This window comes from Flavobacterium sp. 21.1 (assembly GCF_057801535.1).
In genome coordinates, this window is the sequence record NZ_JBYNXA010000001.1 from 148,966 (window position 1) to 175,455 (window position 26,490).

22 protein-coding genes and 1 pseudogene are annotated in these 26,490 nt (G+C 36.5%); 18 read left to right on the plus strand and 5 right to left on the minus strand.

What is annotated here, in order from left to right; translation table 11 throughout:
• The first annotated feature begins 25 nt into the window (after positions 1 to 25).
• From hisD to AC3E9U_RS00680, 8 genes and pseudogenes are all read left to right on the plus strand, one after another.
• On the plus strand, positions 26 to 1,360 hold the full coding sequence (gene hisD, locus AC3E9U_RS00645) for a histidinol dehydrogenase (RefSeq protein WP_488744974.1): 1,335 nt from the start codon (positions 26 to 28) through the stop codon (positions 1,358 to 1,360).
• Positions 1,326 to 2,360 carry a histidinol-phosphate transaminase gene (gene hisC / locus AC3E9U_RS00650; RefSeq protein WP_488744975.1) on the plus strand — a complete coding sequence of 345 codons (1,035 nt, stop codon included), beginning with the start codon at positions 1,326 to 1,328 and terminating at the stop codon, positions 2,358 to 2,360. Before hisD ends, hisC begins: the two co-directional genes overlap by 35 nt.
• Entirely contained in the window at positions 2,360 to 3,499 is a 1,140-nt protein-coding gene (gene hisB / locus AC3E9U_RS00655) for a bifunctional histidinol-phosphatase/imidazoleglycerol-phosphate dehydratase HisB (protein WP_488744976.1), read from the plus strand. Before hisC ends, hisB begins: the two co-directional genes overlap by 1 nt.
• Positions 3,499 to 4,092: an imidazole glycerol phosphate synthase subunit HisH gene (hisH, locus tag AC3E9U_RS00660; protein ID WP_488745490.1), complete on the plus strand. Its 594-nt coding sequence runs from the start codon at positions 3,499 to 3,501 to the stop codon at positions 4,090 to 4,092. Before hisB ends, hisH begins: the two co-directional genes overlap by 1 nt.
• Positions 4,093 to 4,109: 17 nt before the next feature.
• Positions 4,110 to 4,865, plus strand: coding sequence for a 1-(5-phosphoribosyl)-5-[(5-phosphoribosylamino)methylideneamino]imidazole-4-carboxamide isomerase (gene hisA, locus AC3E9U_RS00665; RefSeq protein ID WP_488744977.1), 756 nt, complete (start codon positions 4,110 to 4,112; stop codon positions 4,863 to 4,865).
• A 9-nt stretch (positions 4,866 to 4,874) separates the two neighbouring features.
• Positions 4,875 to 5,630, plus strand: coding sequence for an imidazole glycerol phosphate synthase subunit HisF (gene hisF, locus AC3E9U_RS00670; RefSeq protein ID WP_488744978.1), 756 nt, complete (start codon positions 4,875 to 4,877; stop codon positions 5,628 to 5,630).
• Between the two features lie 30 nt (positions 5,631 to 5,660).
• Positions 5,661 to 6,269 (plus strand): annotated as a pseudogene (gene hisIE, locus AC3E9U_RS00675) (bifunctional phosphoribosyl-AMP cyclohydrolase/phosphoribosyl-ATP diphosphatase HisIE); the annotation flags it as partial.
• Positions 6,270 to 6,313: 44 nt separating this feature from the next.
• Positions 6,314 to 6,979 carry a DUF2461 domain-containing protein gene (locus AC3E9U_RS00680; protein ID WP_488744979.1) on the plus strand — a complete coding sequence of 222 codons (666 nt, stop codon included), beginning with the start codon at positions 6,314 to 6,316 and terminating at the stop codon, positions 6,977 to 6,979.
• Positions 6,980 to 7,040: 61 nt separating this feature from the next.
• On the opposite strand, the gene AC3E9U_RS00685 is transcribed toward AC3E9U_RS00680, so the two are convergent.
• A complete protein-coding gene (locus tag AC3E9U_RS00685; RefSeq protein WP_488744980.1) occupies positions 7,041 to 7,436 on the minus strand; it encodes a glyoxalase in 396 nt (131 codons plus the stop codon).
• Positions 7,437 to 7,534: 98 nt separating this feature from the next.
• On the opposite strand from AC3E9U_RS00685, the gene AC3E9U_RS00690 reads away from it, so the two are divergent.
• Together AC3E9U_RS00690 and AC3E9U_RS00695 are read left to right on the plus strand one after the other, a co-directional pair.
• Positions 7,535 to 7,951 carry an NUDIX domain-containing protein gene (locus AC3E9U_RS00690; protein ID WP_488744981.1) on the plus strand — a complete coding sequence of 139 codons (417 nt, stop codon included), beginning with the start codon at positions 7,535 to 7,537 and terminating at the stop codon, positions 7,949 to 7,951.
• Positions 7,948 to 8,316 (plus strand): acyl-CoA thioesterase, encoded by a 369-nt coding sequence (locus tag AC3E9U_RS00695; RefSeq protein ID WP_488744982.1) that lies wholly within the window; start codon positions 7,948 to 7,950, stop codon positions 8,314 to 8,316. The genes AC3E9U_RS00690 and AC3E9U_RS00695 overlap by 4 nt, the downstream gene beginning before the upstream one ends.
• Here AC3E9U_RS00695 and AC3E9U_RS00700 read toward each other — a convergent pair whose 3' ends face one another.
• The 3 genes from AC3E9U_RS00700 to AC3E9U_RS00710 all read right to left on the minus strand — a co-directional run bounded on the left by AC3E9U_RS00700 (position 8,317) and on the right by AC3E9U_RS00710 (position 10,391).
• Positions 8,317 to 9,555 carry a mechanosensitive ion channel family protein gene (locus AC3E9U_RS00700; protein ID WP_488744983.1) on the minus strand — a complete coding sequence of 413 codons (1,239 nt, stop codon included), beginning with the start codon at positions 9,553 to 9,555 and terminating at the stop codon, positions 8,317 to 8,319. It lies immediately after the preceding gene.
• A 9-nt stretch (positions 9,556 to 9,564) separates the two neighbouring features.
• Complete coding sequence (locus AC3E9U_RS00705; RefSeq protein ID WP_488744984.1) at positions 9,565 to 9,840, minus strand: DUF3817 domain-containing protein; 276 nt, start codon at positions 9,838 to 9,840, stop codon at positions 9,565 to 9,567.
• A gap of 182 nt (positions 9,841 to 10,022) precedes the next feature.
• On the minus strand, positions 10,023 to 10,391 hold the full coding sequence (locus AC3E9U_RS00710; RefSeq protein WP_488744985.1) for a hypothetical protein: 369 nt from the start codon (positions 10,389 to 10,391) through the stop codon (positions 10,023 to 10,025).
• A gap of 369 nt (positions 10,392 to 10,760) precedes the next feature.
• On the opposite strand from AC3E9U_RS00710, the gene pelF reads away from it, so the two are divergent.
• Genes pelF through AC3E9U_RS00735 form a run of 5 tightly spaced genes read left to right on the plus strand, consistent with a single transcriptional unit; the run spans position 10,761 to position 20,573 of the window.
• Positions 10,761 to 12,293, plus strand: a complete 1,533-nt coding sequence (gene pelF / locus AC3E9U_RS00715; protein ID WP_488744986.1) for a GT4 family glycosyltransferase PelF — start codon at positions 10,761 to 10,763, stop codon at positions 12,291 to 12,293.
• A 60-nt stretch (positions 12,294 to 12,353) separates the two neighbouring features.
• The gene (locus tag AC3E9U_RS00720; RefSeq protein ID WP_488744987.1) at positions 12,354 to 13,925 is read left to right on the plus strand and encodes a hypothetical protein; all 1,572 of its coding nucleotides are present in this window, start codon (positions 12,354 to 12,356) and stop codon (positions 13,923 to 13,925) included.
• Complete coding sequence (locus tag AC3E9U_RS00725; RefSeq protein ID WP_488744988.1) at positions 13,912 to 14,721, plus strand: endo alpha-1,4 polygalactosaminidase; 810 nt, start codon at positions 13,912 to 13,914, stop codon at positions 14,719 to 14,721. Before AC3E9U_RS00720 ends, AC3E9U_RS00725 begins: the two co-directional genes overlap by 14 nt.
• 11 nt (positions 14,722 to 14,732) lie before the next feature.
• Positions 14,733 to 16,703: a hypothetical protein gene (locus AC3E9U_RS00730; protein ID WP_488744989.1), complete on the plus strand. Its 1,971-nt coding sequence runs from the start codon at positions 14,733 to 14,735 to the stop codon at positions 16,701 to 16,703.
• A gap of 3 nt (positions 16,704 to 16,706) precedes the next feature.
• Entirely contained in the window at positions 16,707 to 20,573 is a 3,867-nt protein-coding gene (locus AC3E9U_RS00735) for a DUF2194 domain-containing protein (RefSeq protein WP_488744990.1), read from the plus strand.
• 57 nt (positions 20,574 to 20,630) lie between these two features.
• Here AC3E9U_RS00735 and AC3E9U_RS00740 read toward each other — a convergent pair whose 3' ends face one another.
• On the minus strand, positions 20,631 to 22,253 hold the full coding sequence (locus AC3E9U_RS00740) for a DUF4832 domain-containing protein (protein WP_488744991.1): 1,623 nt from the start codon (positions 22,251 to 22,253) through the stop codon (positions 20,631 to 20,633).
• Positions 22,254 to 22,962: 709 nt separating this feature from the next.
• Here AC3E9U_RS00740 and AC3E9U_RS00745 point away from each other — a divergent pair.
• The 3 genes from AC3E9U_RS00745 (at position 22,963) to AC3E9U_RS00755 (ending at position 26,488) form a co-directional block, all read left to right on the plus strand.
• Entirely contained in the window at positions 22,963 to 23,826 is an 864-nt protein-coding gene (locus AC3E9U_RS00745; RefSeq protein ID WP_488744992.1) for an EamA family transporter, read from the plus strand.
• Between the two features lie 133 nt (positions 23,827 to 23,959).
• Positions 23,960 to 25,879, plus strand: coding sequence for a DUF294 nucleotidyltransferase-like domain-containing protein (locus AC3E9U_RS00750; RefSeq protein ID WP_488744993.1), 1,920 nt, complete (start codon positions 23,960 to 23,962; stop codon positions 25,877 to 25,879).
• 3 nt (positions 25,880 to 25,882) lie between these two features.
• Positions 25,883 to 26,488: a 3'-5' exonuclease gene (locus tag AC3E9U_RS00755; protein ID WP_488744994.1), complete on the plus strand. Its 606-nt coding sequence runs from the start codon at positions 25,883 to 25,885 to the stop codon at positions 26,486 to 26,488.
• Positions 26,489 to 26,490 lie beyond the last annotated feature (2 nt).

Sequence of the window (26,490 nt, forward strand, 5' to 3'; positions counted from 1 at the left end):
AATAGATTATATAAACAGAAGCAATATGAACAAAATAATAAATCCTGACAAATCCCAATGGGGGAACCTAACAAAACGTCCGACAAAGACTTATGCCGCAATTGAAGAAACCGTAAAAGAAATTTTTAAAGAGGTAAGACAAAAAGGTGACCAAGCAATCAATAAATACACTTCAATTTTTGATGGAATTACACTTAAGGATATTAACGTATCCGAAATTGAAATTAAAGAAGCGATTGCGAAAGTTCCACAGGAATTGAAAGAAGCAATCCTCATGGCAAAATCTAATATCGAAACCTTTCACAATGCTCAAAAAACGGAAAGAATTGAAATTGAAACCATGGAAGGTGTTTCGTGCTGGCAGGAAAAAAGGCCTATTCAAAAAGTCGGTCTTTATATTCCGGGTGGATCAGCGCCTTTGTTTTCTACAGTTTTGATGCTGGCAGTTCCGGCTCAAATAGCGGGCTGCACAGAGATTGTACTTTGTTCGCCACCGGACAAAGAAGGAAAAATCAATCCTGCGATTTTATTTGCTGCGTATTCATGTGGTATTACCCAAATTTTGAAAGTAGGTGGCATACAAGCCATTGCAGGAATGACTTTCGGAACCGATGCCATACCAAAAGTTTATAAAATATTCGGACCCGGGAATCAATTCGTAACAATCGCTAAACAAGTAGCTGTTCAATTTGGAGTCGCCATCGACATACCGGCTGGACCATCCGAATTGTTAGCAGTTGCCGATGATACTGCCAATGTACAATTTGTGGCTTCCGATTTACTAAGCCAGGCTGAACACGGCGCTGACAGCCAGGTAGTTTTGGTTACCACCTCCCAAAAGTTACTTACCGATGTTGAAAAAGAAATCGCAAAGCAACTGGAAGAACTTCCAAGAAAGGAAATAGCAGCAAAGGCGATTCGAAATTCGAAACTAATTTATCTGGAAAACGATAAACTGGCTTTGGATTTTATAAATGAATATGCCCCGGAACACCTTATTATAGCAGTAGAAGACGAGAGTTTTTATATCAGAGGAATTGCCAATGCAGGATCTGTTTTCATCGGAAACTATACTCCTGAGAGTGCCGGAGATTATGCTTCGGGAACGAATCACACTTTGCCGACAAACGGTTTTGCCAAAAACTACAGCGGTGTGAATCTGGACAGTTTTTTAAAAGCGATGACTTTCCAGAAGATTTCAGAAAAAGGCATAAAGAATATAGGGAAAACAATTGAAATCATGGCGGAAGCAGAAGGTTTACAGGCCCATAAAAATGCAGTAACGCTTCGTCTTAACAGTCTTCAAAAATTAAAAAACAAAAAGAATGGAATTAGAAAAATTAATAAGAAACAATATTAAAGCGATGTTTCCTTATTCTTCGGCAAGAGATGAATTTAAAGATTTCAATCAAAAGATGGTCTTCCTGGATGCCAATGAAAATCCTATTGAAAATGGTTTGAATCGCTATCCTGATCCGCAACAACAGGTGCTAAAAGAAATATTGGCAAAACAAAAATCCGTGAATCCGAATCAGATTTTACTAGGAAACGGCAGCGACGAAGTATTGGATCTACTGTTTCGTGCTTTTTGTGAACCGAATTCCGATAACGTGATCACGCTTCCGCCAACATACGGAATGTACAGTGTTTTGGCGAATCTGAATGCCGTGGAAAATAGGGAAGTATTGTTATCATTCGAATTTCAGCCTGATGTTGATCGTATTTTAGAAGCTGTTGATATCAATACGAAAATGATTTTTCTGTGTTCACCAAACAACCCGACCGGAAATTCCTTTTCCAATGAAAGTGTCGTAACTTTATTAGAGAATTTTGATGGTTTGGTGGTGTTGGATGAGGCTTATATCGATTTTTCAGATGGAGAAAGCTGGCTGACAAAATTGGACAATTATCCAAATTTAATTATAATACAAACCCTTTCCAAAGCCTATGGTTTAGCGGGAATCCGAATTGGAATTCTGTATGCCTCAGCCGATGTAACAGCGGTTTTAAACAAAATAAAGACGCCTTATAATCTGAACACGTTATCACAGAAAAAAGCAATAGAAGCGTTATTAGAAATTGAAATTATAAAATACAAAATAGCTTTAATTAAAGAAGAAAAGAACAATTTACTTAAACAATTACTTGAAGTTAATTTTATTCAAAATATATATCCTTCACAAGCCAATTTTATTCTGATTAAAGTCGATGATGCCATTAAAAGATATAATCAACTGATAGAAAAAGGCATTGTAATCCGAAACAGAAACAATCAACCGCTTTGCGAAAACTGTTTACGTATTTCGATCGGCACACCAGACGAAAACCAATTGCTCATCAATATACTAAAAGCATTGTAATGAGAAAGAAAGTATTATTTATCGACAGAGACGGAACGCTTATTCTGGAACCGGAAGATTATCAGGTGGATGCTTTAGCCAAAGTTGAATTCTATCCCGAAGTGTTTCAATACCTCTCCAAAATTGCAAATGAACTGGATTTTGAGATCGTCATGGTTACGAATCAGGATGGTTTAGGAACCGAAAGTTTTCCGGAAGAGCGCTTTTGGCCGGTACAGGAATTTATCCTGAAAGCCTTTGAAAATGAAAGAGTAGTGTTTAATGAAATATTTATCGACAGTAGTTTTCCCGAAGAAAATTCACCTAACAGAAAACCAAAAACCGGAATGTTGACAAAATATTTAAACAATCCCGATTATGATTTAGAAAATTCATTCGTGCTTGGTGACCGAATCACGGATATTGAATTGGCTAAAAATTTAGGATCGAAGGCGATTTTAATTAATAGCGAAGTCGGTTTGGGTGAAAACGAAATCACAACTTCATATGAAGAATTGGCAGCAATAACCGTTTTAACCACAACTTCCTGGAAAACCATTTACGAGTTTTTAAAATTGGACAAACGCAGCGCGTCCATTGTACGTAAAACCAACGAAACGGACATTACCATAACAGTAAATTTGGATGGAACCGGAAAAAGCAATATCAACACCGGTTTAGCTTTTTTCGATCATATGTTAGAGCAGATTGCTCGTCACGGGCAAATAGATTTGGATATTCAGGTGCAAGGCGACCTAGAAGTTGATGAACACCACACAATTGAAGATACTGCAATCGCTTTGGGTGAAGTATTTGCAAAAGCTCTTGGAGACAAGCTCGGAATTGAACGCTACGGTTTCTGTTTACCGATGGATGACTGCTTAGCTCAGGTAGCCATTGATTTTGGAGGAAGAAACTGGTTGGTTTGGCAAGCCGATTTCAAACGTGAAAAGATTGGAAAGATGCCGACAGAAATGTTCTTCCATTTCTTTAAATCTTTTACTGACGGAGCGAAAGCCAATCTGAATATCAAAGCAGAAGGAACAAACGAACATCATAAAATTGAAGCGATTTTTAAAGCTTTCGCCAAAGCGATAAAAGCAGCACTAAAAAGAGATCTTGAAAAAATGATATTACCAACAACGAAAGGACTTTTATGATGAAAATAGCCATTATAGATTATGACGCCGGAAATGTCCAGAGCGTGTTATTTGCCTTGGAACGATTGGGACATCAAGGAACAGTCACAAAGGATTGGAACGAGATAAAAATAGCCGACAAAGTGATTTTCCCGGGCGTAGGCGAGGCAGGCAGTGCCATGAAGAAGCTGAAAGAAAGCAAGTTAGATATTTTGATTCCGATATTAAAGCAACCGGTTTTAGGTATTTGTCTGGGTATGCAACTTATGTGTAATAATTCCGAAGAAGGAAACACACGCGGACTTGGGATTTTCGATGTTGATGTGATCAGGTTTTCAAATCAGGTGAAAGTTCCTCAAATGGGCTGGAATACAGTATCCAATTTGCAATCTCCTTTATTTGAAGGAATTAAAGAGAAAGAATTTATGTATCTGGTACACAGTTTTTATGCGCCACTTTGTCAAAATACCATCGCGATAACAAATTATGAAATTGAATACACTACTGCTTTGCAGCGGGACAATTTTTACGGTGTACAATTTCACCCGGAGAAAAGTGGGACTGCCGGCGAGCAAATTTTGAAGAATTTCCTTTCTCTAACGTCTAATTACTAACTCCTAATTACTATCACATGCGAATCATTCCAGCCCTAGACATCATCGACGGAAAATGCGTCCGTCTTTCGAAAGGAGATTATCATACCAAAAAAATATACAATGAAAATCCGCTTGAAGTTGCCAAATTATTCGAAGGACACGGAATTGAATATTTGCATTTAGTTGATTTAGACGGTGCAAAATCGGATCGTATCATCAATTACAAAGTGTTAGAGCAGATTGCTACTAAAACAAGTTTAAAAATTGATTTCGGAGGGGGATTAAAATCGGATACAGATTTAAAAATTGCATTTGAGTTAGGTGCGAATCAAATTACCGGGGGAAGTGTTGCGATTAAAAGTCCGGAGCTTTTTAAAAATTGGATAGAAATATGCGGATCGGAAAAAATCATATTAGGTGCTGATGTCAATAATGAAAGAATTGCGGTTTCCGGCTGGTTGGAAGAATCGGACGCAGATCTGATTCCATTTATTCGCCAATACCAACAAGAAGGAATTCAATATGTTATCTGTACCGATATAGCCCAAGACGGAATGCTCGAAGGCCCCTCATTTGATTTGTACCAAAAAATTTTGAAGTCGGTCCCAAACCTGAAATTAATAGCTTCAGGAGGAATTTCGGCTATTGACGAGTTGCCAAAATTAGCAGATTTGGGATGCGAAGGCGTAATCATTGGTAAAGCTATCTATGAAAACCGAATTCCCTTAAAAGAACTCGAAAAATTAATAAGCAGTGGATTTCCACAACAAACTGTAAACTGTAAGCCTTAAACTGAAAATATGCTCACAAAAAGAATTATTCCCTGTCTCGATATTAAAAACGGAAGAACCGTCAAAGGCGTAAATTTCGTTGATTTAAAAGATGCCGGAGATCCGGTAGAATTGGCTAAAAAGTATGCTGAAACCGGAGCTGACGAATTGGTTTTTCTGGATATTTCAGCTACCGAAGAACGTCGTGCAACATTAATAGATTTAGTTCGAAAAGTGGCTGCTGCCATCAATATTCCGTTCACGGTTGGCGGCGGAATTTCATCGGTTGAAGATGTGGATCTGCTATTGAAAAATGGCGCTGATAAGGTTTCTGTCAATTCATCGGCAGTTAGAGATCCGAATTTAATCACTGAAATTGCTGCAAAATACGGAAGCCAATGTATTGTCGTGGCCATCGATGCAAAACTAATCGAAAGTCGCTGGCTTGTTCATTTAACAGGAGGTAAAACGCCAACTGGAATTGATTTATTTGATTGGGCTAAAGAAGCGGAACAGCGAGGAGCGGGAGAAATCCTGTTTACTTCCATGACCAATGACGGAACTAAAAACGGTTTTGCCAATGAGGCTTTAGCGTTACTCTCCGAAACTGTAAATATTCCCATTATAGCATCCGGTGGGGCAGGAAATATGACGCACTTTGCAGATACCTTTACCATTGGAAAAGCCGATGCTGCCTTAGCTGCCAGTGTTTTCCACTTTCAGGAGATCGGGATTCCGGAGCTGAAACAGTTTTTGAAGGAAAAGGGGATAGGGGTGCGAGTGTAGAGAGAAGAAACAAGGAGAAGGGAAAAGAAAAATAGAAATATGAAAATAGATTTTACCAAAAATAGTGATGGAATGGTTCCTGCAATAATTCAGGATAGTGAAACTAAAAACGTACTGATGCTGGGTTACATGAATCAGGAAGCTCTGAATAGAACGTTAGTAACTCAAAAAGTAACTTTTTTCAGCCGAACAAAGAATCGTTTATGGACAAAAGGCGAGGAGAGTGGTAATTTTTTACAGTTGATTTCCATTGCGGAAGATTGCGATAATGACACGCTTTTGGTTCAGGCAAGCCCAACTGGCCCAACTTGTCATACCGGTTCAGATACCTGCTGGCAAAATAGTAACAATCAGGAATTTGGATTTATTTCAAAATTAGAAAAGACCATTACAGAGCGTAGAGAAAAAGGTGATTCTGAAAAAAGTTATATTGCTTGTTTATTTAAAAAAGGCATCAATAAAATTGCTCAGAAAGTCGGAGAAGAAGCTGTAGAAGTTGTGATTGAGTCCAAAGATGAAAACGATGAGCTATTCTTAAATGAGAGCGCCGATCTGCTTTTTCACTATTTGATTTTATTGCAGGTAAAGGGATTTCAATTAAATGATGTGGTTAAAGTGCTCCAGTCCAGGGAAAAATAATTTTAAGTAGTGTGAAGATATTATTGTACATTTAAAATAAAAAAATGATTACAAAAACCCAATTGGAATTCCTCTCCGAATTACATGATAACAACAACAGAGAATGGTTCACCGACAATAAAAAACGTTTTGATTCGCTTCAGAAAGATGTAAAAGTTTTTTTTAACGAAGTAGGGGAAAAGCTGGCCAAACAGGATGGCATTGAGCAAATTCAGATTTTCAGAATTTATCGTGATGTGCGCTTCTCAAAAGATAAAGCACCTTATAAAACTCATTTCAGTGTTCATTTTTCACGTACGAAGCCATTTTTACGAGGTGGCTATTATCTGCACATCCAGCCGGGAGAAAGTTTTGTAGGCGGCGGTTTCTGGGATCCGAATCCGGAAGATCTGAACCGTATCCGCAAAGAATTCGAAATGGACGATGAAGAAATCCGTGCGATTGTTTCTGATACTACTTTTATAAAATTCTTCGGCGAATTAAAAGGCGATGAATTAAAAACAGCGCCGAAAGGTTTCGATAAAGCACATCCGGCCATTGATCTGATCCGCAAAAAACAGTACTTAGTAACCAGAAAGTTTACCGATAAAGAAGTTTTATCTCCAAATTTCCAGCAGGAAGTTTTAGATACTTTCCAGGCGATGCGCCCTTTTTTCGATTATATGAGCGAGGTACTTCGTACCAACTTAAACGGTGAGAACATTTACTAAATAAAAAAAGCTGTCGGTAAAGACAGCTTTTTTGTTTGTGGTATTTGCAATCTGAGTTAAATTATTCCATTTCCAGAATCATAACCTGACTTTTAAGCCGTTCAATCAACATGTTCATCATTCTCTTATTGATGTTCGACGAATTTTGAATGTAATCCTTGTATTCCTCAACAGTAAAAAGACCGATGATAATACCTTTCAGCGAATTTCTGAACTTGATATCCCTTTGGATCACATTTTCAATGTATTGCATCTTTTTTTCAGGCGATAACGAAAAGAATACGCTTTTTTGTTTCACAGCATAATTCTGAAATACTTCGATAAAGAGTTCGTTCTGTAAAACCAGTATAGGTCGTAAAGTCCTGTTCTGAAAAATTTCTTCAGAAGTTGACTGAGCCGAAATCGTTCCAAGAGGTTCACCTCTTAAATCAATAAGAAAAGTGTCGCGATTTTCCATGGTTTTTATCCTTTGTATTAAAGTTACGAAGAATGAAATTCCATTATCTGAGGGTATTTGAAAAGTTATTAGTAGTTTCGTGTTGAAAACTTTTGCTCATGAAAACTGCTAAAATATCCGTGACTGTTGATGCCGTGATCCTTCGAAAAAAGGAAAATTACGAATTGCTTTTAATCAAACGAAAAAATGATCCGTTTAAAGACTGTTGGGCATTGCCTGGAGGATTTGTCGATGAAAATGAGGATTTAAAAGTAGCCGCAATCCGGGAATTGGAAGAAGAAACGCAAATTAAGATTACTGATTTAGAACAAATTGGCGCTTTTGGGAAACCGTTTCGCGATCCGAGAGGACATACGGTTTCAGTTGCATATTTCGGAATTGTTTCGTCGGATACTGAAGCTATTGCTGCTGATGATGCGAAAGAAGCTGATTGGTTTTCTGTAAAAAATTTACCAACACTGGCCTTTGATCACTTGGATATTGTAACTTTGGCCTTACAAAAACAGAATATATGAATTACCAGACCAGAAAATGGGTACGACCTGAAGATCTAAATGCAAACGGAACCTTATTCGGAGGAAAATTACTGTCATGGATTGATGACGAAGCTGCATTATATTCCATCATGATCTTAAAAAATAACCGTATTGTTACTAAATTCATGTCGGAAATCAATTTTACGAGTTCAGCCCGACAGGGAGATATTATTGAAATCGGTCTTGATATCGTGAAATTCGGAAAGACTTCAATTACAATGCGATGTGAAGTTCGAAATGTCATGACCAAAGCTGTAATCATTACTGTGGATGCGATTACGATGGTAAACTTAGACAGTTTCGGACAACCGGCTATTCACGGGAAATTATCTGTGGAAGAATAATTAGTATTCTATTTTAATGGCACCGGTTTCATTGATTTCCATTTCAAAATAACGAACAGATGCTAAAATATGGTCGAAAATATCGGCCATAATTGCTTCATATTCCACCAAGCTTTTATCTTTTATGAAAGCATAAATTTCCAACGGCATACCGTTTTGCGTAGGTTGTAATTGCCTGCACATGAATAACATATCTTTATTTATTCCCGGATGATTAGAGATATACATATCAATATACTTACGGAAAACACCAAAGTTGGTCAGGTTACGACCGTTAATTAAAACCGATTTATCGATGTTATTGGATTTGTTGAAATTGTCAATATCCTTCTGACGGTGATTTAAATAAGGGGCAATCAACTCTATTTTCTTTAAACTTTCGATTTCATCATCATTTAAAAAACGAATACTGCTGGATTTTAAAAGAATTGAACGTTTTAATCGTCGTCCGTCTGAATCCAACATGCCTCGCCAGTTTTTAAAGGAATCGGAAATCAGGAAATAGGTCGGAATCGTGGTGATGGTATTGTCGAAATTCTGCACTTTTACCGTAACTAGATTGATTTCGATAACATCACCGTCTGCACCATATTTTTCCATAGTAATCCAGTCCCCGATACGAACCATATCGTTCACCGTAACCTGGATACTGGCAATAAATCCGAGAATCGTATCACGGAAAATTAAAATAATTATTGCAGAAACAGCTCCTAATCCAGTTAAGAGCCTTGTAAATTCTATATTAAGTAGTGTTAAAATAAAATATGTAATTCCATACACCCACAAGCAAATCATTATAACCTGAATGTAACTGTCAATGGGCTTATCTTTATACTTCGGCTTATCTTTTAAGTAATCTTTCAGGGAATAAAAAATACTTCGGATGATCCAAAGTGACAATATAATGATGTAAAATTTAACCCCTTTCGTGAAAAAACCTTCCCAGTAAACAAACTCCTTTAGAATAATGGGCACGGTTTTGTAAATAAAGGAAAGCGTGAAAAGATGCGCTACGTACTTAGCCGTTTTATTGGCAACCAAAAAATCATCAAACGTAGATTTCGTTCTTTCGGCAATAATAGCCATCAGAATGATTAAAATCTTTTTAAAAATATAATCTAAAATATAAGCAACCACAACGAGTACAACTATATTAACAGCCAGGTTAATATAATCAGCCTTCGTATCACTAAAATCCCATGATCGAAGTAATTTATATGCCCAATTAAAGATTTTCATTCCTTAAAATTAAAGTATTTTTTTCTCAACGTAAAAAGTACCGAACGGAATTACCGATGCAATACAAACCTGAAGGTATTTTTTCATTGGCCAGTTTTCTTCCATTTTAAACATGGTTGCCAAAACAACGTAACCTATAAAAAGTAAACCGTGTGTCATCCCTAAAGGCATAACAAGGGTTTTGTATAAATCGAAGTTTGTCGGTTTTAGAAATAACATATTAGTGAACAACACTAAAAGAGAAATTCCTTCAAGTAAAGCGATAATTTTAAAAATACGTGTCATATAATAAACGATTGAAAATTAAGTATTTACAAACCCTCTAAAGTTTAAAACTTTGAGGTTTTGTCATAAAACACATCAAATGTAGCGTACAAATTAAAGAAAAAACCACTTTTTAACTAAAACTTATAAAAAAACTACGCCTAAAGCGTAGTTTCAATATAACGTAAAAGTTCGTTTCTTTATTAGTAAGCCAAGAAAGATTTGTTGTACTCTCTTAAATCAGCAATATTGTTTTTGTTTTTTAGATCCGCGAAAAGCGAAATCAGATATTCCAAACTTTCAATGTTTGTAGCTTCTTCGGTTACATTGGTTGAAGTACCGTCAAATCCTTCCATTGGTTCATCATCCGGAATAGCAATAAAAAAGCCATTATTGCTTTCAATGTGTTCATAAGCTAAACGAATAGCTTTAACCAACACAGGATTTTGTTCTTCAAGAGCGTATTCTCTTAATCTCTTTAAATCTGTGATCAATGTATCAGCATTAAATCCATTTTTGAATAAATCTAGCTGGATTTTATTGATTAATTTTTGTGCAGTTGGATTTTCCACGGTTTTGTTGTTTAGTTAAGAACTCAAAAATTTGGATTGCAAAATTAAACTTTATTCTCTTTTTTTAAATAAAAAAACGGCATTTATTTTTAACAATTTATACTTTGACAAAGAAACGGCGATTAATTTGTTTACGATTTAACAAATATTGCATTTCGTCGATATTTTTTTGTATTTGACTATTTTAACACGCCACGGCTTACGGAACAAATTTGTTTGACTTAAATTTGTATTAATCAATACGTTACGACATTTTTAACAGTTAACCACAAGCTGTACTACGTTTCAAAAACACCCCAGAGGTTTTAGTGATTCATTTTTTTAGGCGGTATTCCTTTTTACCGCTGTAAGGAATAAATAGTTTTTGAAATGAATAAAAAGTACGATATTCTATTGATATTAGAAGGAACTTATCCTTATAATGGTGGCGGTGTTTCAACATGGTCACACATGCTTTGTAATGAAATAAAAAATGCTAATTTCATTCTGTACTCCATTAACGCTCAATATGAGAGCCGTCCACGTTATACTTTAAGCGAAAATGTAAAACAGATTGTTCAGGTTCCGCTCTGGTCACCTCTTGAACCGCAGGAGATGATCAATTACGGTAAACATTTTTATACAATTGTTGACGAAAAAGAAGACCTGAACGAAAAAACAATCAGAGAAGAATTCATTCCCGTATTCAGGAGAATGATAACCAATATTTATTCCGATACCCGAAAAGCAGAAGATTTTGATGATATTATCTTCAAAATGTGGCAGTTTTTTCAGCATCATGATTACAAAAAAACCATGCAGAGTATGGCAGTATGGCGTTGTTTCTGTAACCTGGTGGTCGAACTAAGCCGCAACACGAAAGAAGAAGCAACATTGAATGATCTGACTTTTGGAATGCGCTGGATCTATCGTTTTCTTATTCCGCTTTCGATCGATGTTCCTAAAGCGGATATATCCCATTTAACCATTTCCGGTTTTCCGGTGATCCCTGCATTGGTTCTAAAATACAAATACAACACGCCAATAATCGCTACTGAACATGGGGTTTTTATCCGTGAAAGACTGCTGGCAATCAACTCTTCCGAATACTCCTATTTTCTTAAAAAGATGCTTGTCAAATTTTCAGAAAGTATTACCGAACTGGTATACTACAAGGCTGACATGATACTTTCGGTAAATAAATTCAACATGGTCTGGGAAAAACTTTATGGCGCTAATCCGGAAATCATCGATGTGATCTATAACGGAATCGACCATAATTTGTTTGTTCCGGCACCCAAACCTGAAAGACTTGCAGGCATTCCGACCGTGGTCGCCGCAGCCCGTATTTTCGATTTGAAAGATATTATCACAATGATAAAATCCTGCCACGTAGTTGCACAGCAGATTCCGAACGTGCAGTTTTTGGTTTACGGCGATAACAATGCCGTGCCGGAATATACCAAGGAATGTGAAGACCTGATCGACGAGTTGAAATTACGGGACAACTTTAAACTGGCGGGATACCACAGTAAGCCCCACCAGTTATTCTGTGAAGGCGATATTTCGATTCTGACTTCAATTTCAGAAGGATTCCCCTATACGGTTTTGGAATCCATGAGTTGCGGAATTCCGGTCGTTGCCACTGATGTTGGAGGTGTTACCGAAGCTTTGGACGAAAATTGCGGATTCATCTGCAAACCAAAAGATTACGAAGATATCGGCAATTGCGTTATCAAACTCTTGCAAAATGATGAATTACGTAAACAAATGGGAATCAATGCCCGCAGAAAAGTGACTGAAAATTTCACCATCGGAAAGTTCATAAAAGAATACGAAGAAGCGTATGAGAAAATCATGAAAAACTCGACGCAATCCTTCTATATGCAGCTCGCAGACCAAAAAACAATGGAAGCATCTTAACCATTCAGAACAATAATGAAAAGTCATTTACAAAATATCGAGAACCTCAAAAAGGTTATCATGGACAAGATAGGCAAACCCGTGAGCAATCGCGTGGTGGCGGCCACTATTGAATCGTTGGGGATCCGAGACAAAGACACTATGAATGATTTCGGCATTGTTTCTATTCGAGCTTTGGCCGATTTAGTATTCAATCAGTTGATTTCGGCGCCTAATTACATCACTTTAAAAAATAAAAAGGAAAAAGAGCTTGAAAAAAATGAAGAGACGAAAACGTTTCAGGTTTCGGAATATCTGATGATCAAAATGAGAATTTTTGCAAAGTATTATCCTTTGGGAATTTTGCATTTATTACCTGTTTTTGTTCAAATACTAGCCATTATCTTTTTCGGATATTCACTGTGGACGTATGTTGGTTTTAACCATATGCAGTCTACCGCTGTGGTTCTGGGTGTAATTGTCGGACTTATTTCCACCGGCGGATTTGTACAGGTGATTGGCCATCAGGCGTCTTTTTACTGGAATTATGAAGATTATACCATGACACGTAAAACCATTGATTTTCTGGTTTTATTGGGAGCGAAATCAGTTTCACTGGTGCTGCTTTGCATTTTTGTGATTAATTTCTTTTTTCACGTGTATCCTGCAAAGCTGCTGTTTGTTTTATTTATGTATGCTTTTCTGGTAGGAATGCTTCTTTTGGTAATAGCTCCGCTGCATACCATAAAACGACGTTGGGTAATATCATTGGCAATATTTCTGGCAACTATAACTGCTGTTTCTCTTAAGAAATTTACTGACACGCCTATTTATCTAACACACTGGATCGGAATAGCGATGGCTATTATTTTATCAAAGGGATATTTAAATTACTTTTTTAAAAACAAAATAGACAAATGTCAGGTCGACTGCAATATGGAAGTGAAAACGCCTGTAATGCTTTATCAGAACTATCATTACTTCTTTTACGGTTTGTTGGTTTACATATTCATTTTCATTGACCGTATTCTGGCATGGTCTGCGGATGTAAGCGGCACAGTTCCTTATATAATCTACTTTGAAAAGAAATATGAATTGGGAATGGATGTAGCCATAATGTTTTTCTTATTGCTTTCCGGAGTGTTGGAATACAGCCTGGCAGCATTTTCAAAATTTATTGATATCGGCCAAAAAAACACCTCGTATAGTGTTCCGGATAAGTACAATGGCGGACTCTATAAAATGTACTGGCAGCATATCGGGATTCTTACGGTTTCCGCATTGTTTATATTCGTTTTGATTTATTTCATAATAACATCTTCCTGGGGATATCAGGCTCAGTTCAATGAGGTTTTTGAAGCATTGAGTTTCAGGGTTTGTCTGATAGGGGGATTGGGATATTTTTTTCTGTCCTGGGGTATGCTTAACACACTATACCTTTTCACATTAGGGCAACCGGTAAAACCTTTGAGAGCAATAGTTTTTGCTTGTCTAGCCAACGCGTTTACGGGCTTCCTGATGAGCCGCTTTGTTTCCTATGAGTACAGTGTCGTCGGACTTTTGGTCGGTTCGCTAGTTTTTATGCTTTTGACTTTAAAAGCCAATATCGAGTTTTTTAAAAATTTAGACTACTACTATTATGCAGCATATTAAATTGTTTCTCTGTCTACTTCCTTCATTATTAGGATTTAGGGTTTGGTCGAACACCGATCAGAAACCTAATGTTTTTTTTTGCTACGGAAAGGTCAATCCGATTGAAATTAAGGGATTCGAATACGTAATTCTCGAATCAAAAAATTTCAATCCGTCTGACATTAAAAAGGTAAAAAGTCTAAATGGTAAAGTTTTAGCCTACATTAGTTTAGGTGAAGTAAACAGTCAATCAAAGCATTATAAAAAGCTAAAAGACATTACGATAGGAAAAAATGAGAATTGGGACAGCTATTATTTAGACCTAAAATCCGATTCAACTTCTCAGGTACTTTTTTCTGAAATCGACCGCATGCTTTCTGAAGGCTACGACGGTCTATTTCTTGATAATATTGACAATTTTACTTCTTTCGGCCCTCAAAAAGAGCAGAGGGCAGAAATTGTAGTTTTCATAGAAAAATTAAAAAACAAATACCCGCAACATTTTATCCTTCAGAATGCAGGAATAGAGCTTCTGGAAGATACACATAAATTCGTAAACGGCGTTGTGGTGGAATCTGTTGCAAGCAATTACACTTTTGCAGACAACAATTACAAACTCAGAGAAAAGAATGATTATGAAGAGTATATCAAAAAACTTAACGTGTTACATAAGAAATATAAATTCCCTATAATTCTTGTCGAGTACGCTGATTCTGAAGCGCTGTATAAAGACATTCAGAACCGAATTTCAAAAACCAGATTTCTATATTTTATCGGTACGATTGATCTTCAGGGCATACCAAATTTTATAAAATAGAGTAGTAGTATATGATAATTTCAAGCGCAATAATAACAGGTTTTGTGAGGCTTTGTCTCATGATATTGTTTTTGTTCTACCTGAACAGAAAATTCATATCGTACGACAAATCTGTAAATTACTTCGACTTTATTGCAAAGCAGTGGTTTAAGTACGGTAGCATCATCATGCTCCTGATTTTTGGATTGGTGCAACTTGGAATGTACAATCTACTGAATGTTGTAATCATCTTAATGGTTACCATTTTCGTTGACTATTTCGGAATAAAGAAGATCTTCGATTCCGTTAATATAGTTTCCCAGAAAATAAAGCGAAATATTTTTGAATTGATCGAAAATATCGAACTTAAAAAGCCGATAGGCTTTTTTGTTTTAACACGCTCTGACCCAAAGGAACGCAAAAACCGACTTTGGTATCTTTTTTTACTTTCCATAATCGGGTGTGTTACTTTTTACAGTCGCTACATTTTCTACAAGTTTGATTTGTTTTCCTTATCAGGCTCCTGGATTTCTGATCTTGAAAGCGTGATCGATTTTGATTCCCAACGATGGTTCACGAACGGAATCCTGACAGTTGGAGAACTTGCCATGATCAATTTTTACGGAAAATTTACGAGCGTGAGCCCCGAAGTGGCGCTACAATCCATGGGAATTCTGGAATCGGTTTTAATCAGCATCCTTCTCTTTTGGGTGGTGAACAAAATCACTTATTCCAAAATAATAGCTCCTATGATGGTCGCTCTTTTCTATAGTGTGAGCTACACCATTATGCCTTTGAATCTGACTTTTATTTTGCAGCATCAGGCCTTGTTTCTTGCCATTTCCTTCGCGCTCCCGGCTATGGTTTTATATCTTAAACCGGGAATAATGCACAGCAATAATCTCAATTGTTTTATCAATTATATTTTAGGTTTTACAGCCATAGGTCTAATAGATATTTTCACTTTGGTGGTACTGATATTTCCTTTTTTAATTATCGGATTATTAACTTCCTCCATCAAACATAAAATCGCTAACCTTATAACCATCGGTGCCTATTTAATTTCACTGATGGTGCTTTTTATCATCTACGGAACCGCCTGTTCTCATTTTGGGGATGATTTCGTTCTGTTTGTGCACTCCAGCTTAATGTCGGTAAGTGCCTATACCTATTTTTCACACCTGGTAGTTTCTTATGAACGACTGATGATCTACTATCAGTATTTAAGCTATATCTGTATGGCTTTCTGTCTTTTACTGATCATTTTAAAAAACGAAAAATGGAATGCCGCAATGTGTTTTCTCGTTTATTTTAATTTTTTGGTCGTTCTCTCGGAAATCGATAACAGTTGGATTGACACCGATTTGGTGAAATTGTCCTTAGGTGTTTTTATCCCCATTTTATTTGGAATTGCGATTGCACTCATAATCAGGTTAGGCTATTTCTTTTACACAAAAATTGAATTTATCCGACCGGTTTTTGCCGTGCTTATTATTACAGGTGTACTTTATTCCGCTTTTTATTACCAGAATAAAGAGTATAAAAAACTACATAAAACAGATGATATTCCGCGAGACATCATCAATGTCTATGAAAAGATAACTTCTAGTTTTTATCCTTTTTCTTATGCTGTCGTAAATGACTATACCACGCAATCCATCAGTATTAACAAACATTATTTTATTCATTATACCGATTTCACAAAAAATTATCTGACACGGGATTCCATTTATTTCAAGAATAAAAAGAATACAAAATTCCTGCAAAATAATCCGGAATACGTACTTCCTAAAAGTGTTTTGGTTTTCGTTTACAAGAAAGGTGATGACAAAACCAACCGAATTATAGTTAACTGTGAAATTACACCTCTGATACTTTCAAAACTGGAAACCCTCAAAAAGCGCGGTCGTAAAATAAGCGTTTTTTATGAAAGTGATCTGATCAAAATTTTTGAGATTGAGAACGATCCCGGTCAAAGTAAAACAGAAGATTTAATTTTTTAATGTATGAAGATTGTCAACAAAAATACTTCACTGAGAATTCGTGTGTTTTTTGCATTACTGGCGGTGGCAATCGCTTCCGGCTGCGTGCAAATCGACGAATTAACAGGATTGGATGCCCGTAAACCAGGCGAAATAACTTTACGCAGATATTCGGGAATACCATTAAACCTTCCGCCAATGGTTCAGTTCATTAGTGACAAGGGTGATATTGAAAGTCTGACCTTAAACAGAAATATCAGAAAGGTTTGTGATTATACAAAAGTCCCTTTTCGCAGTGTCACGTTGGCCGAATGGAACAAAAACCCTAAGATCGATAACAGTGTCAGAGTTTTAAGTCTCTTGGACACCAAAAAACTAAACAATAAAAGTATCGATGTGATTACCGATTTTGTGGCTAGGGGAGGTACCTTATTCATGCCTTTCGGTAGTGAAGACAAACGCTTTTCATTCTTGGTGGGAATGAAACCGGAAAACGATTATCAAACGGATCCTGAAGCTGAAGGATTTTTGTTCAAGACCAATATTTTACCCGGATTTAAAGACCATAGCTATAAAAAAGACCTTAAACATTTCGGTTTGAAAGGGGTTTGTTTTTCTGATAAAGTAAAAGTCGACGCTTACGCGGATAACGACCCGAAATATCCCTTAATTATTGAAAATTCAATTGGAAAAGGAAAAGTGATCTACTATAATACCACCTATTTTTTCATTAAAGAAGACCGTGGTCTGATCGTGGCAGGACTTCTTAAAGGCCTGGAAGGAGTTCCTTATCCCGTGGTCGATACCGGAGTGATTTTTTTAGATGATTTCCCGTCACCATTATACGATATCAAAAGTGAACCCGTGCTTTCCGAAATGAATTTAACCATAACGGATTACGTACATCATGTCTGGTGGCCTGATTTAGTAAAACTGGCTAAAAAGCACGATATAAAGTATGCGGCAATGACGACCTTTGATTACAATGCTAATGTAAAACCTCCATTTTTATTCAGAGAATGGGATTCAAAAATAATTGAAATCGAAGGAAAGGAGATCGGATTAAGTACGTGGCTTGTAAATGACGTAGCAAAACACGGACATGAATTGGCCTTCCATGGATATAACCACGTTTCCCTTCTCGTATCCGACTGGAAAAACCCGGATTTTATGGCAACCTCACTGAAAGCTGCCGAAAAAAAATGGGAGGTAAACGATTTTGGACCGCTGCCGGTAACCTATGTACCGCCTTCTAACTACATTGACAGAGTAGGGTTGAAGCAATTAAAAAAAGGAATGCCTTCCATAAAATTCATGTGTAGTATTTTCGTCGGAGCTAAAAAAGACGGAGGGGACCGTGAATTTGATTTTGATCCTTATGAACCGGAATTCTTCGATTTTCCAAGGATTTCCAGTGGATTTTATGTCGATCCCGATTTAAAATTTACGATGTATTCGCTATACATGTATACCGGAGTCTGGACACACTTTCTTCACCCGGACGATATTTATCAAATTCCGAGTACCAATATCAGTAAAGGAATTTATGATTTACGTAATTATGATAATCTGGGCTGGTACAAAACCCCAAACAGCAACAGGGCAATGTATCCCGAATTTGATAAGTTGTTACAAACAATGCGCACCGATTTCCCAAACATCCGATATCTTGATGCACGTGAAAGTGGCTTGATGACAAACGATTGGCGAGCTTCTTATTTTAATCACAAAACCGTTCACGGAATATACACTGTTGAAAAACTGAAACCTGAAGACTCCAATTTTTCGGAGCAGGATTGGTTTGTTTACGGAACAAAAGAAAAAGCAGCACGAATAGAAGAGCAGTTAAAAAGACAGGGTGCTGCCTTTAAAAAAGTGCCCTATTTAGATGGTTATTTATATTCGGTGCGAACCAATAAATCAAGAATAACTATGCCGGATTTCCGTGCCGATAATGATGTCGCTTCTTTGGATAAAGCTGTTGCAAATGTCAGAGCTGAATTCAAAAAATACAAAATTGAAGTAGAACGTCTGGCAAAAGAAGCAATTTGGGTAGATGATTCGGATGAAAAATTAGCAGCGGAAATTAAAGCATTAAGAGAGAGAATGCTTACCGAACCAAAAATAAATGCGGAAGTCTGGAACAAGTACGCCGAATACCTTTCCTGGGAGGAGAGGGCAGAAGAAGTATGGACCATGCTTGAGGAACACTGTCTCAAATATCCAATGCCGGAAAATATAATGTATTCACAGGAATTGGCTAAGCATGTTTATTATCCAAATGACATTATTCAGGAGCGATGGATGAGTGCGCAGATGATTGCAAATCCAAAGGATAAGGAGTTGCTCAACAATTACATCGCTTATTTTTATTCTGCAGAATATCAGGATAAGATAAAGATCGCGCTCACCAATTTAATGAAGGTGGATCCTTCTCATGAAAGTTATATGAAATACCTTGATTATCTGGTAAATTATGAACCGCAAAACGCCATATCGGAACTGGATAAAATAAAACCTTCTGATGATTATAAAGAACTGGCAACCGCGATTACCTGGATCTATGCGGATAACAACGATTTTCAAAAAGCGTATGACTGGTCGGCCTACAGTAGCGAAATTGATTTTTACAGCAAAATGTCGTGGTTGGTTGAATTAAAAGAATATCAAAAACTGATTAACGAATATAGTGCCTACATCAAAGATCATCCTGATGACTACAGAGTAAAAGCGCAAATGAGTATTGCGTACCACGACATGGGGAAATTCAAGGAATCCTGGGTTTTGGCAAGCGAACTTCCGGATGAATCTGCTGATAAGGAAACCATTCAAAAAATGTTGAATACTGATGTCATTTATGAAGAAAACAGTCTTCAGAACGATTTGGTGGAAAATTATCCGGGCTTATTTTTTCCCGATGTTCTGAAAAATGTAATCAAAACAAATCGCAGGGAATACGGTAGTTTCATAAAATATGACACCGATTTACAAACGAACAAAGACAAACTTTCAGCTTTTGAAAATGTGCTGTCGTACAACGTTTTTGATAAAAAGAAAAACCAGCACGGTTTTGGAGTAACCTATAGTTCAATGTACCGTGTGGATTATGAAGTCCCGGATTATGAAGACAACAGGACCCATGATGTATTCGGAGTTCAGTATCAGTTCAATAATCCTAAAAATTTTGAAAAACTGCAATATTGGTCAAGCATCCGTTATGAATACAGTCTGCTGCAAAAATCATTTTTTCAGTTTGGAGCCGGTGCCAATTATTCAAAAAACACCAGTTATTCTTCCGCAGAATTAAAAATTGCGCCTGCAGAAAACGGACCGTCTTACAGTAAAAGCATTTACAGATTTCAGCTGAACCTTTATCAGGATTATAAGTTTTTCAAATATTTTAATACCAGTTTGTCTCTTGAAGGCAATTATTACAACACCAGCGAGATACTCAATAAGGATTATTACGTGAAGGAGTCTTATGAAGGCAGTATAACCGGAAAAGTAATTTTTGACCGTTGGATGCAGAAAAAACACAGATTCCAACCGTTTACTGAAGCAACAAGAACGCAGGCATCTCTGGGAGAATCGACAATTCCGTTATCTACCGGATATCCTTATTGGATGATCGATGACCGCTTTTTTATTGGTGGCGGAGTGGGTTATTCCGTCGGGAATTCCGAAGATGATTTCAGTATGAAACTGGAGGGGGGTTGGTTTTATGATGATTACGCCTCAGAATTCGGACGATTTGTCGGAAACCTCAATTGGCAGATCTTTGATTACACGTCCGTTTCAGCGATATTCGAATTTTATCTTCAGGATAAATTTTATTCGAATGCGTTACAATTTGGCGTAAAACATAATCTGAAACAAAAGAAAAAAAAATAGGAACCATTTTTCAACAGTTCCCATTTTCAATCAACTAATAAAAAAAATATGAAAAGTTTAGTGTTTTACCACTATGCGTCTTGTGTCATTTTTTTGGCCATTAGAAATTTTGATATAATATACTCCGTCGCTCAAAAATTCTGTGTTAATAGCTAATTTATTGGTTGTTAATGTAGAGTTTACATTTATTTTCTGACCTAATGAGTTGTACATCCCAATTGCATACTGATCAATACCTGTCATTTCTACGAATATTTCAGTGTTTGCAGGAATAGGGTAAATTGATGCGTTAACAGTCAAAGATGTATCACCTGTTCCAAGGTTTTGTCCAACATTTACGGTAGCATTCAGATTGTTATATCCGGTTGAAGCTTCCCAAGTATTTGCATTTGCCATTCTGATTGCATATTCAGGACGAGCGCTTAAGCTTGATGCTGCATCAGGAATGTGTAAATACAATTTGTAAGTTCCCTGAACAATGTTTGACGGTAATGTAATTGTCTCATTGATTGTTGTTTCAGCCTGACTTGTCCATAATCTAGGATCTGTTGCTAAAGCTTTAGTATACACTTCATTAGTTACAGTGTTTTTGAAAACGATGTAAGCAGTTCTTTGATTGAATGGCGTTGCAAAACCAGAGTTTCTAACTTTAAAGTTTACATTCATTGTCTGACCAAGGTTAGTTGCCTGAGGGAACGAACCTGTTACCAATTCAAAACGGTAACCTAATTTGTTTTTAAGATCAGGTAAACAACCTTCAGATGCAAAACCACTAATTACCTGTGCGTTATAGTCTGTATTCAAATAAGAATAGTGGAATTTCTGCATTTCCTGCATACCAGTAGCACAACCTGAACGAGGTAAGTTTACCGAACAAGTTTCTCCACCCATAGGTGTAAACTTAGTTTCCTGCTCCAAATAAGGGTATTCAGTTGATGTGTTACTATAGGTTCCGTAATCCGTTGAACTTGAAAGGAAACAGTCATTATGGTGTCCCACTCTTGAAAGAATCGATCCGTTATATGCTTGGCTAGCAGTTAAAGCAGAGGAAGATCCTAAAGTATTTTGTTTTAATTTAGGTGTTCTGATCTGCACCATTCTTGAAGCAGGTAAAGCACTCAAAATACTTTCAACTACAGCTCTTCTGTTAGCATAATCTGTTGAACTTGGAGACATACCGAAGTAGTCTGTATAATACCATTCTCCCCAAGACCCGATAAATCCGGCTTGCATAACGGCGATTACATCCACGTTACTTTGAAGAATTGGTCTAAGTTGCTCGATGTGAGCTAATACTTGTGCTTTTGAAGCATCTCTTTGACCGGCTGCATCTGAATCAGAGTAAGCAAAACGTACGATACATTTTAAACCTGCATTTCTGATAGCATTGAAATCGGCCTGTACCTTGCTTAGATAATCTGAAGAAATTGGGGAATTTCTAAAATTCTCTAAGTAGAATACACGAAGTATCAAAGTGATGTTCTGACTGGTTCTGTAGCCTGTCAAAGTAGATTGACTTAAACTGTTGTATCCAGTTGAGTGAGTTTCTGTGTGGTGATAAAAACCACGCTCAGGGTTAGTGAAATTTTCCGACGAAGCGGTATAGGTTACGTTAGTTGCAGTTTGGGAAAAACTGAAAATTGTAAAAAGTAATGTTGCAGTTAAAATTGCCTTCTTCATAATCATTTCTTTTAGTTGTTGCTGATTTAATCTTGTGAGCTATTTTGAATTGTAACTCATTGCAAACCTATAAGTTAGGTTCGAAAAAACAAAATTATTTTATCGCCGAAATGCACTTTTTATCGACAAAATGCATAATTTAACCTTATTAATAGGGTTTCTTCTACAGAAACAGCATTTTGCTATCAGAAAATACTCAAAAACGACCAAAATAACCAATGTTAAACATTTGTTAATCAATAAATTACGCGAAATTTACATAAGAATACTATTACGATATTTTTTTAAAATCGTCAAATTTCGACGAAGTGATTTTTTTTATCGATGAAATGCACATTTTTTAAGAAGTTTTTGCACGTTTTTAAAACCAATTACTATATATGATAAACAGTATATAATTAGTTTCAGAAAAAATTAGATAATCTTCAGTTAATAATTTCGACATAACTTCATCAGAAGCCGGGAAACGCGAGATGATCTTAAAAAAATCCATAAAATGTCAAGATTTTAAAGAGTACAAGATTGTTGTTTATTCGAATAAGTACATAAAAGTAGCCGCAGACGATAAAATATGCCGATTTTAAGCAGAAATTGCTATAACCACTTTTGAACTATAATATACATTATGTAAAATAGAAAATTTAAATAGGTGTAATAATGCTGTTATGAAATCTTATTACTTTTGTCTCTATTAAATATTCCCTACCAAATGATCTATATACTTTTAAGTATTTGTTGCAGCGTTTCCGTTGCTGTACTCCTGAAAATAGCACGTCGTTACGAAATAAATATCAAACAAAGTATTAACTGGAATTATTTAGCGGCTGCACTTCTGAGCTATATTTCGTTTTCTCCGGATATGAAAATTTTGGATAATTCGGCGCCATGGAAATTTTATCTGCCATTATCCATATTACTACCAACCATATTTCTTGTTTTAGCGTCGTCGGTAAAAAATATTGGAATTATAAAAACCGAAATCGCTCAGCGTCTGTCTTTGTTCATTCCGATATTAGCATCGTACTTCATTTTTCATGAAAATATCAGCGTATTAAAATGTATCGGACTGACAATCGGATTTACAGCAATATTCCTGACGTTAAACCGAAAATCTGAATCTTCTTCAGAAAATAGCAACTGGATTTTTCCTTTACTCGTATTATTAGGATTCGGAATCATCGACGTTCTTTTCAAACAAATTGCGTTGTACAAAGAAATCCCATTTACCACTTCATTATTTTTTATCTTTTGCGGCGCCTTCATCATCAGTTCTTTGATGAGCGTTTATTCGCTTATTTTTAAAAATCGAAAATTAACGCGACAGGATTTTATTTTCGGTATGGTGCTGGGGATTTTTAATTTCGGTAACATCCTTTTCTATTTAAAAGCACATAAAGCACTGACAGACAACCCATCAACTGTATTTGCCGCCATGAATTTCGGTGTAATCGCTTTGGGAACTTTAATTGGAATCACCGCTTTTAATGAAAAACTTTCAAAAATTAATTACTACGGTATTGGCTGTGCCTTATTGGCTGTCATTATAATAACAATTTCGCAACTGTATGCTTAATAAAGTTTAAACCGCTACCCTTTTGAAGTATACTATTTTTTATTATATTTAGAAAATTATTCCCTATTATACTATCGCTAATTTCTTACAGGTTATTCTATTGGAAATGAGTTAGTAAATATTACAATTTGATATGAGAAATCCTATTGCAGAACGAATTGCCGATTTTTTAAAGCACTATCCTCCGTTTACCAGTTTGCAGTATACGGAACTGGTAACGATTTCGGAGCAGGTTAAAGTGCTCTATCTGGAAAAAAATCAGATCTTGTTTAAAATCGGCGACCCTACTCACGATTCTTTTTATGTAGTAGCCTCCGGAGCAATCGGTCTTTCTGTGATTTCTGATGCCGAAGAAACCCTTATCGACAAATGTGATGAGGGTGATATCCTGGGATTACGTCCTTTTTTTGCCAAAAACAATTACCTGATGACCGCAAAATCAAGGGAAGATTCTATCATTTATGCTATTCCGATTGAAGTTTTCAAACCTTATGTAACAGGCAACAGCCACGTACTAAGCTTTCTACTTGAAAGTTTTGCATCGAACACAAGAAATCCATACGACAAAGATCATCGCGGAAAACTGATCTCTGAAAACGTACTCTTTAATGAGCAAACCGCAACAGATATCCAGTATTTCCAACCTATCAAATACACCAAAAAACCAATCACTGCCAGCCCTAACGATGTGGTAAAGTACATTGCCCAAACCATGGCCAGCAGACAAATCGGCAGTGTAATCATTCAGGAAAACCAAATGCCGATCGGAATTGTGACCGATTACGATTTAACATCAAAAATCGCCACAGGAATTTATCCGATTGATGTAACTGTAGATAAAATAATGACAGTTCCGGTTGTTACTGTTCCGGAAGACATCTCAATTGCCGAAGCACAAATGATGATGCTGAAGCACAACGTTCCCTATTTATGCGTAACCCGCGACGGAACGGAAAAAAGCACCATCTCCGGAATCATTTCCGAACATCATGTTGTTGCTGCTCAGGCAAATAATCCCGGCGTACTTTTAAAACAGATAAAACGCGCAGAAAAATCGAAAGACCTCAAAGTTGTACGTGATAAATTAACGGATCTTATCCAAAATTCAATCGACAAGAATATCCCGATTTCACATATTACTAATGTCGCTTCCGAGATTACTATCGCCATTACCAAAAGAGCAATTGCTTTAGCCATCGAAAAAGAAGGTGAACCACCGGTACGTTTTGCATGGTTTAATTTAGGAAGCCAAGGAAGAAAAGAGCAACTTTTATTATCGGATATAAACAGTTCTTTAATTTTTGAAGATGTCCCTGCCGACAAATATGATCAGGTTAAAAAATACTTCATGCGATTAGCAGAACGCGTTTTGGAAACCTTTGAAAAAATCGGTTATGAAAAAAGCGAACAAGGTCTGAACGCCAATAATGAATTATGGTGTAAATCATTGACTGACTGGATAAAACAATACAACACCTGGATCAATACTCCAGGGGAAAAAGGGATCCATGTGAGTTCTATTTTCTTTGATTATAACTTTATCTATGGCGATCCGTTTCTAGAAAAAACATTAACAGAGGAAATTTTCTCCAAAGCAGCAAACAATCAATTGTTCTATGCTTTTCTGGCTACTGATGCTATCAAAAAACCGGCACCGCTTGGCTTCTTCAGACAGTTTTTAGTGGAACAGGACGAAGAACACAAAGATACTTTCGATATTAAAAACAGAGCTATAACTCCGTTAGTGGATGCTGCCCGTGTTTTTGCAATAAGTAAAGGAATTAAAGGGATTACCAATACCTATCAGCGTTTCAAAAAATTAGCTGACTTGGAACCTCAAAACGCGGATCTGTATATCGAATGTGCTGAAGCTTTTCACACACTCCACTGGTTCCGAACTGAGGATGGTTTAAAGAATGATTCCAACGGTAGTTATGTCAATATCGAAGAACTGACTAAAGTCGACAAGGTTAAACTCAAAAACTGTTTCCAGCCTATCAACGAAATTCAGGATTTGATCAAGAACCGTTTTCAATTAACTTATTTTACATAAACTATGCTGGATTGGTTAAAAGGAAAAGGTGATCCGACATTTTGGAAAGAGTATTTGGATAATTTTGAAAAAGAGGATTCGAGTGCTCCGACACGTTATGTGATTTTTGACTGTGAAAGAAGCGGCTTGGATTGGAAGCATGACACCATTATCTCGATTGGCTGCATCGGCGTTACAAACGATCAGATTGAAATAAAAGACTTTTTCGAAATTTTCATCGAAAATAAAAAGGAAAAACATCAAAATGAAGCGGTTGAAAAACTCTTCAAAACCCATTCGCATGAATCAGTTTCCGAATTAGATGCTATGATGCAATTCCTGGGTCATATTAAAAACGGAACTTTGGTTGGCCATAATACCAATTTAGATATTGAAATGCTGAATCAGGCATTGAAAAGGTTGAATCTTGGCAAACTGAAAAACAACGTACTGGATGTCAATGTAATGTACCAACGTTTTAAAAATCTTCCGGAAGATCAGCATTATACATTAGAGGAATTATGCGATTTATTCAAAATCAAGAAAAGCCACCGACATACAGCTTCAAACGATGCTTATATAACAGCACTTCTGTTTTTGAAACTAAAAAAGAAGCTGAAAATGACATAAAA

Bases quoted from the DNA above. Each gene is read 5' to 3' on its own strand.
- AC3E9U_RS00730 (WP_488744989.1), top strand. From the start codon at position 14,733: ATGATAATTTCAAGCGCAATAATAACAGGTTTTGTGAGGCTTTGTCTC.
- hisA (WP_488744977.1), top strand. From the start codon at position 4,110: ATGCGAATCATTCCAGCCCTAGACATCATCGACGGAAAATGCGTCCGT.
- hisC (WP_488744975.1), top strand. From the start codon at position 1,326: ATGGAATTAGAAAAATTAATAAGAAACAATATTAAAGCGATGTTTCCT.
- AC3E9U_RS00695 (WP_488744982.1), top strand. From the start codon at position 7,948: ATGAATTACCAGACCAGAAAATGGGTACGACCTGAAGATCTAAATGCA.
- AC3E9U_RS00750 (WP_488744993.1), top strand. From the start codon at position 23,960: ATGAGAAATCCTATTGCAGAACGAATTGCCGATTTTTTAAAGCACTAT.
- AC3E9U_RS00690 (WP_488744981.1), top strand. From the start codon at position 7,535: ATGAAAACTGCTAAAATATCCGTGACTGTTGATGCCGTGATCCTTCGA.
- pelF (WP_488744986.1), top strand. From the start codon at position 10,761: ATGAATAAAAAGTACGATATTCTATTGATATTAGAAGGAACTTATCCT.
- hisH (WP_488745490.1), top strand. From the start codon at position 3,499: ATGAAAATAGCCATTATAGATTATGACGCCGGAAATGTCCAGAGCGTG.
- hisB (WP_488744976.1), top strand. From the start codon at position 2,360: ATGAGAAAGAAAGTATTATTTATCGACAGAGACGGAACGCTTATTCTG.
- AC3E9U_RS00700 (WP_488744983.1), bottom strand. From the start codon at position 9,555: ATGAAAATCTTTAATTGGGCATATAAATTACTTCGATCATGGGATTTT.
- AC3E9U_RS00740 (WP_488744991.1), bottom strand. From the start codon at position 22,253: ATGAAGAAGGCAATTTTAACTGCAACATTACTTTTTACAATTTTCAGT.
- hisD (WP_488744974.1), top strand. From the start codon at position 26: ATGAACAAAATAATAAATCCTGACAAATCCCAATGGGGGAACCTAACA.
- AC3E9U_RS00680 (WP_488744979.1), top strand. From the start codon at position 6,314: ATGATTACAAAAACCCAATTGGAATTCCTCTCCGAATTACATGATAAC.
- AC3E9U_RS00685 (WP_488744980.1), bottom strand. From the start codon at position 7,436: ATGGAAAATCGCGACACTTTTCTTATTGATTTAAGAGGTGAACCTCTT.
- AC3E9U_RS00725 (WP_488744988.1), top strand. From the start codon at position 13,912: ATGCAGCATATTAAATTGTTTCTCTGTCTACTTCCTTCATTATTAGGA.
- AC3E9U_RS00755 (WP_488744994.1), top strand. From the start codon at position 25,883: ATGCTGGATTGGTTAAAAGGAAAAGGTGATCCGACATTTTGGAAAGAG.
- AC3E9U_RS00720 (WP_488744987.1), top strand. From the start codon at position 12,354: ATGGACAAGATAGGCAAACCCGTGAGCAATCGCGTGGTGGCGGCCACT.
- AC3E9U_RS00735 (WP_488744990.1), top strand. From the start codon at position 16,707: ATGAAGATTGTCAACAAAAATACTTCACTGAGAATTCGTGTGTTTTTT.
- AC3E9U_RS00705 (WP_488744984.1), bottom strand. From the start codon at position 9,840: ATGACACGTATTTTTAAAATTATCGCTTTACTTGAAGGAATTTCTCTT.
- hisF (WP_488744978.1), top strand. From the start codon at position 4,875: ATGCTCACAAAAAGAATTATTCCCTGTCTCGATATTAAAAACGGAAGA.
- AC3E9U_RS00745 (WP_488744992.1), top strand. From the start codon at position 22,963: ATGATCTATATACTTTTAAGTATTTGTTGCAGCGTTTCCGTTGCTGTA.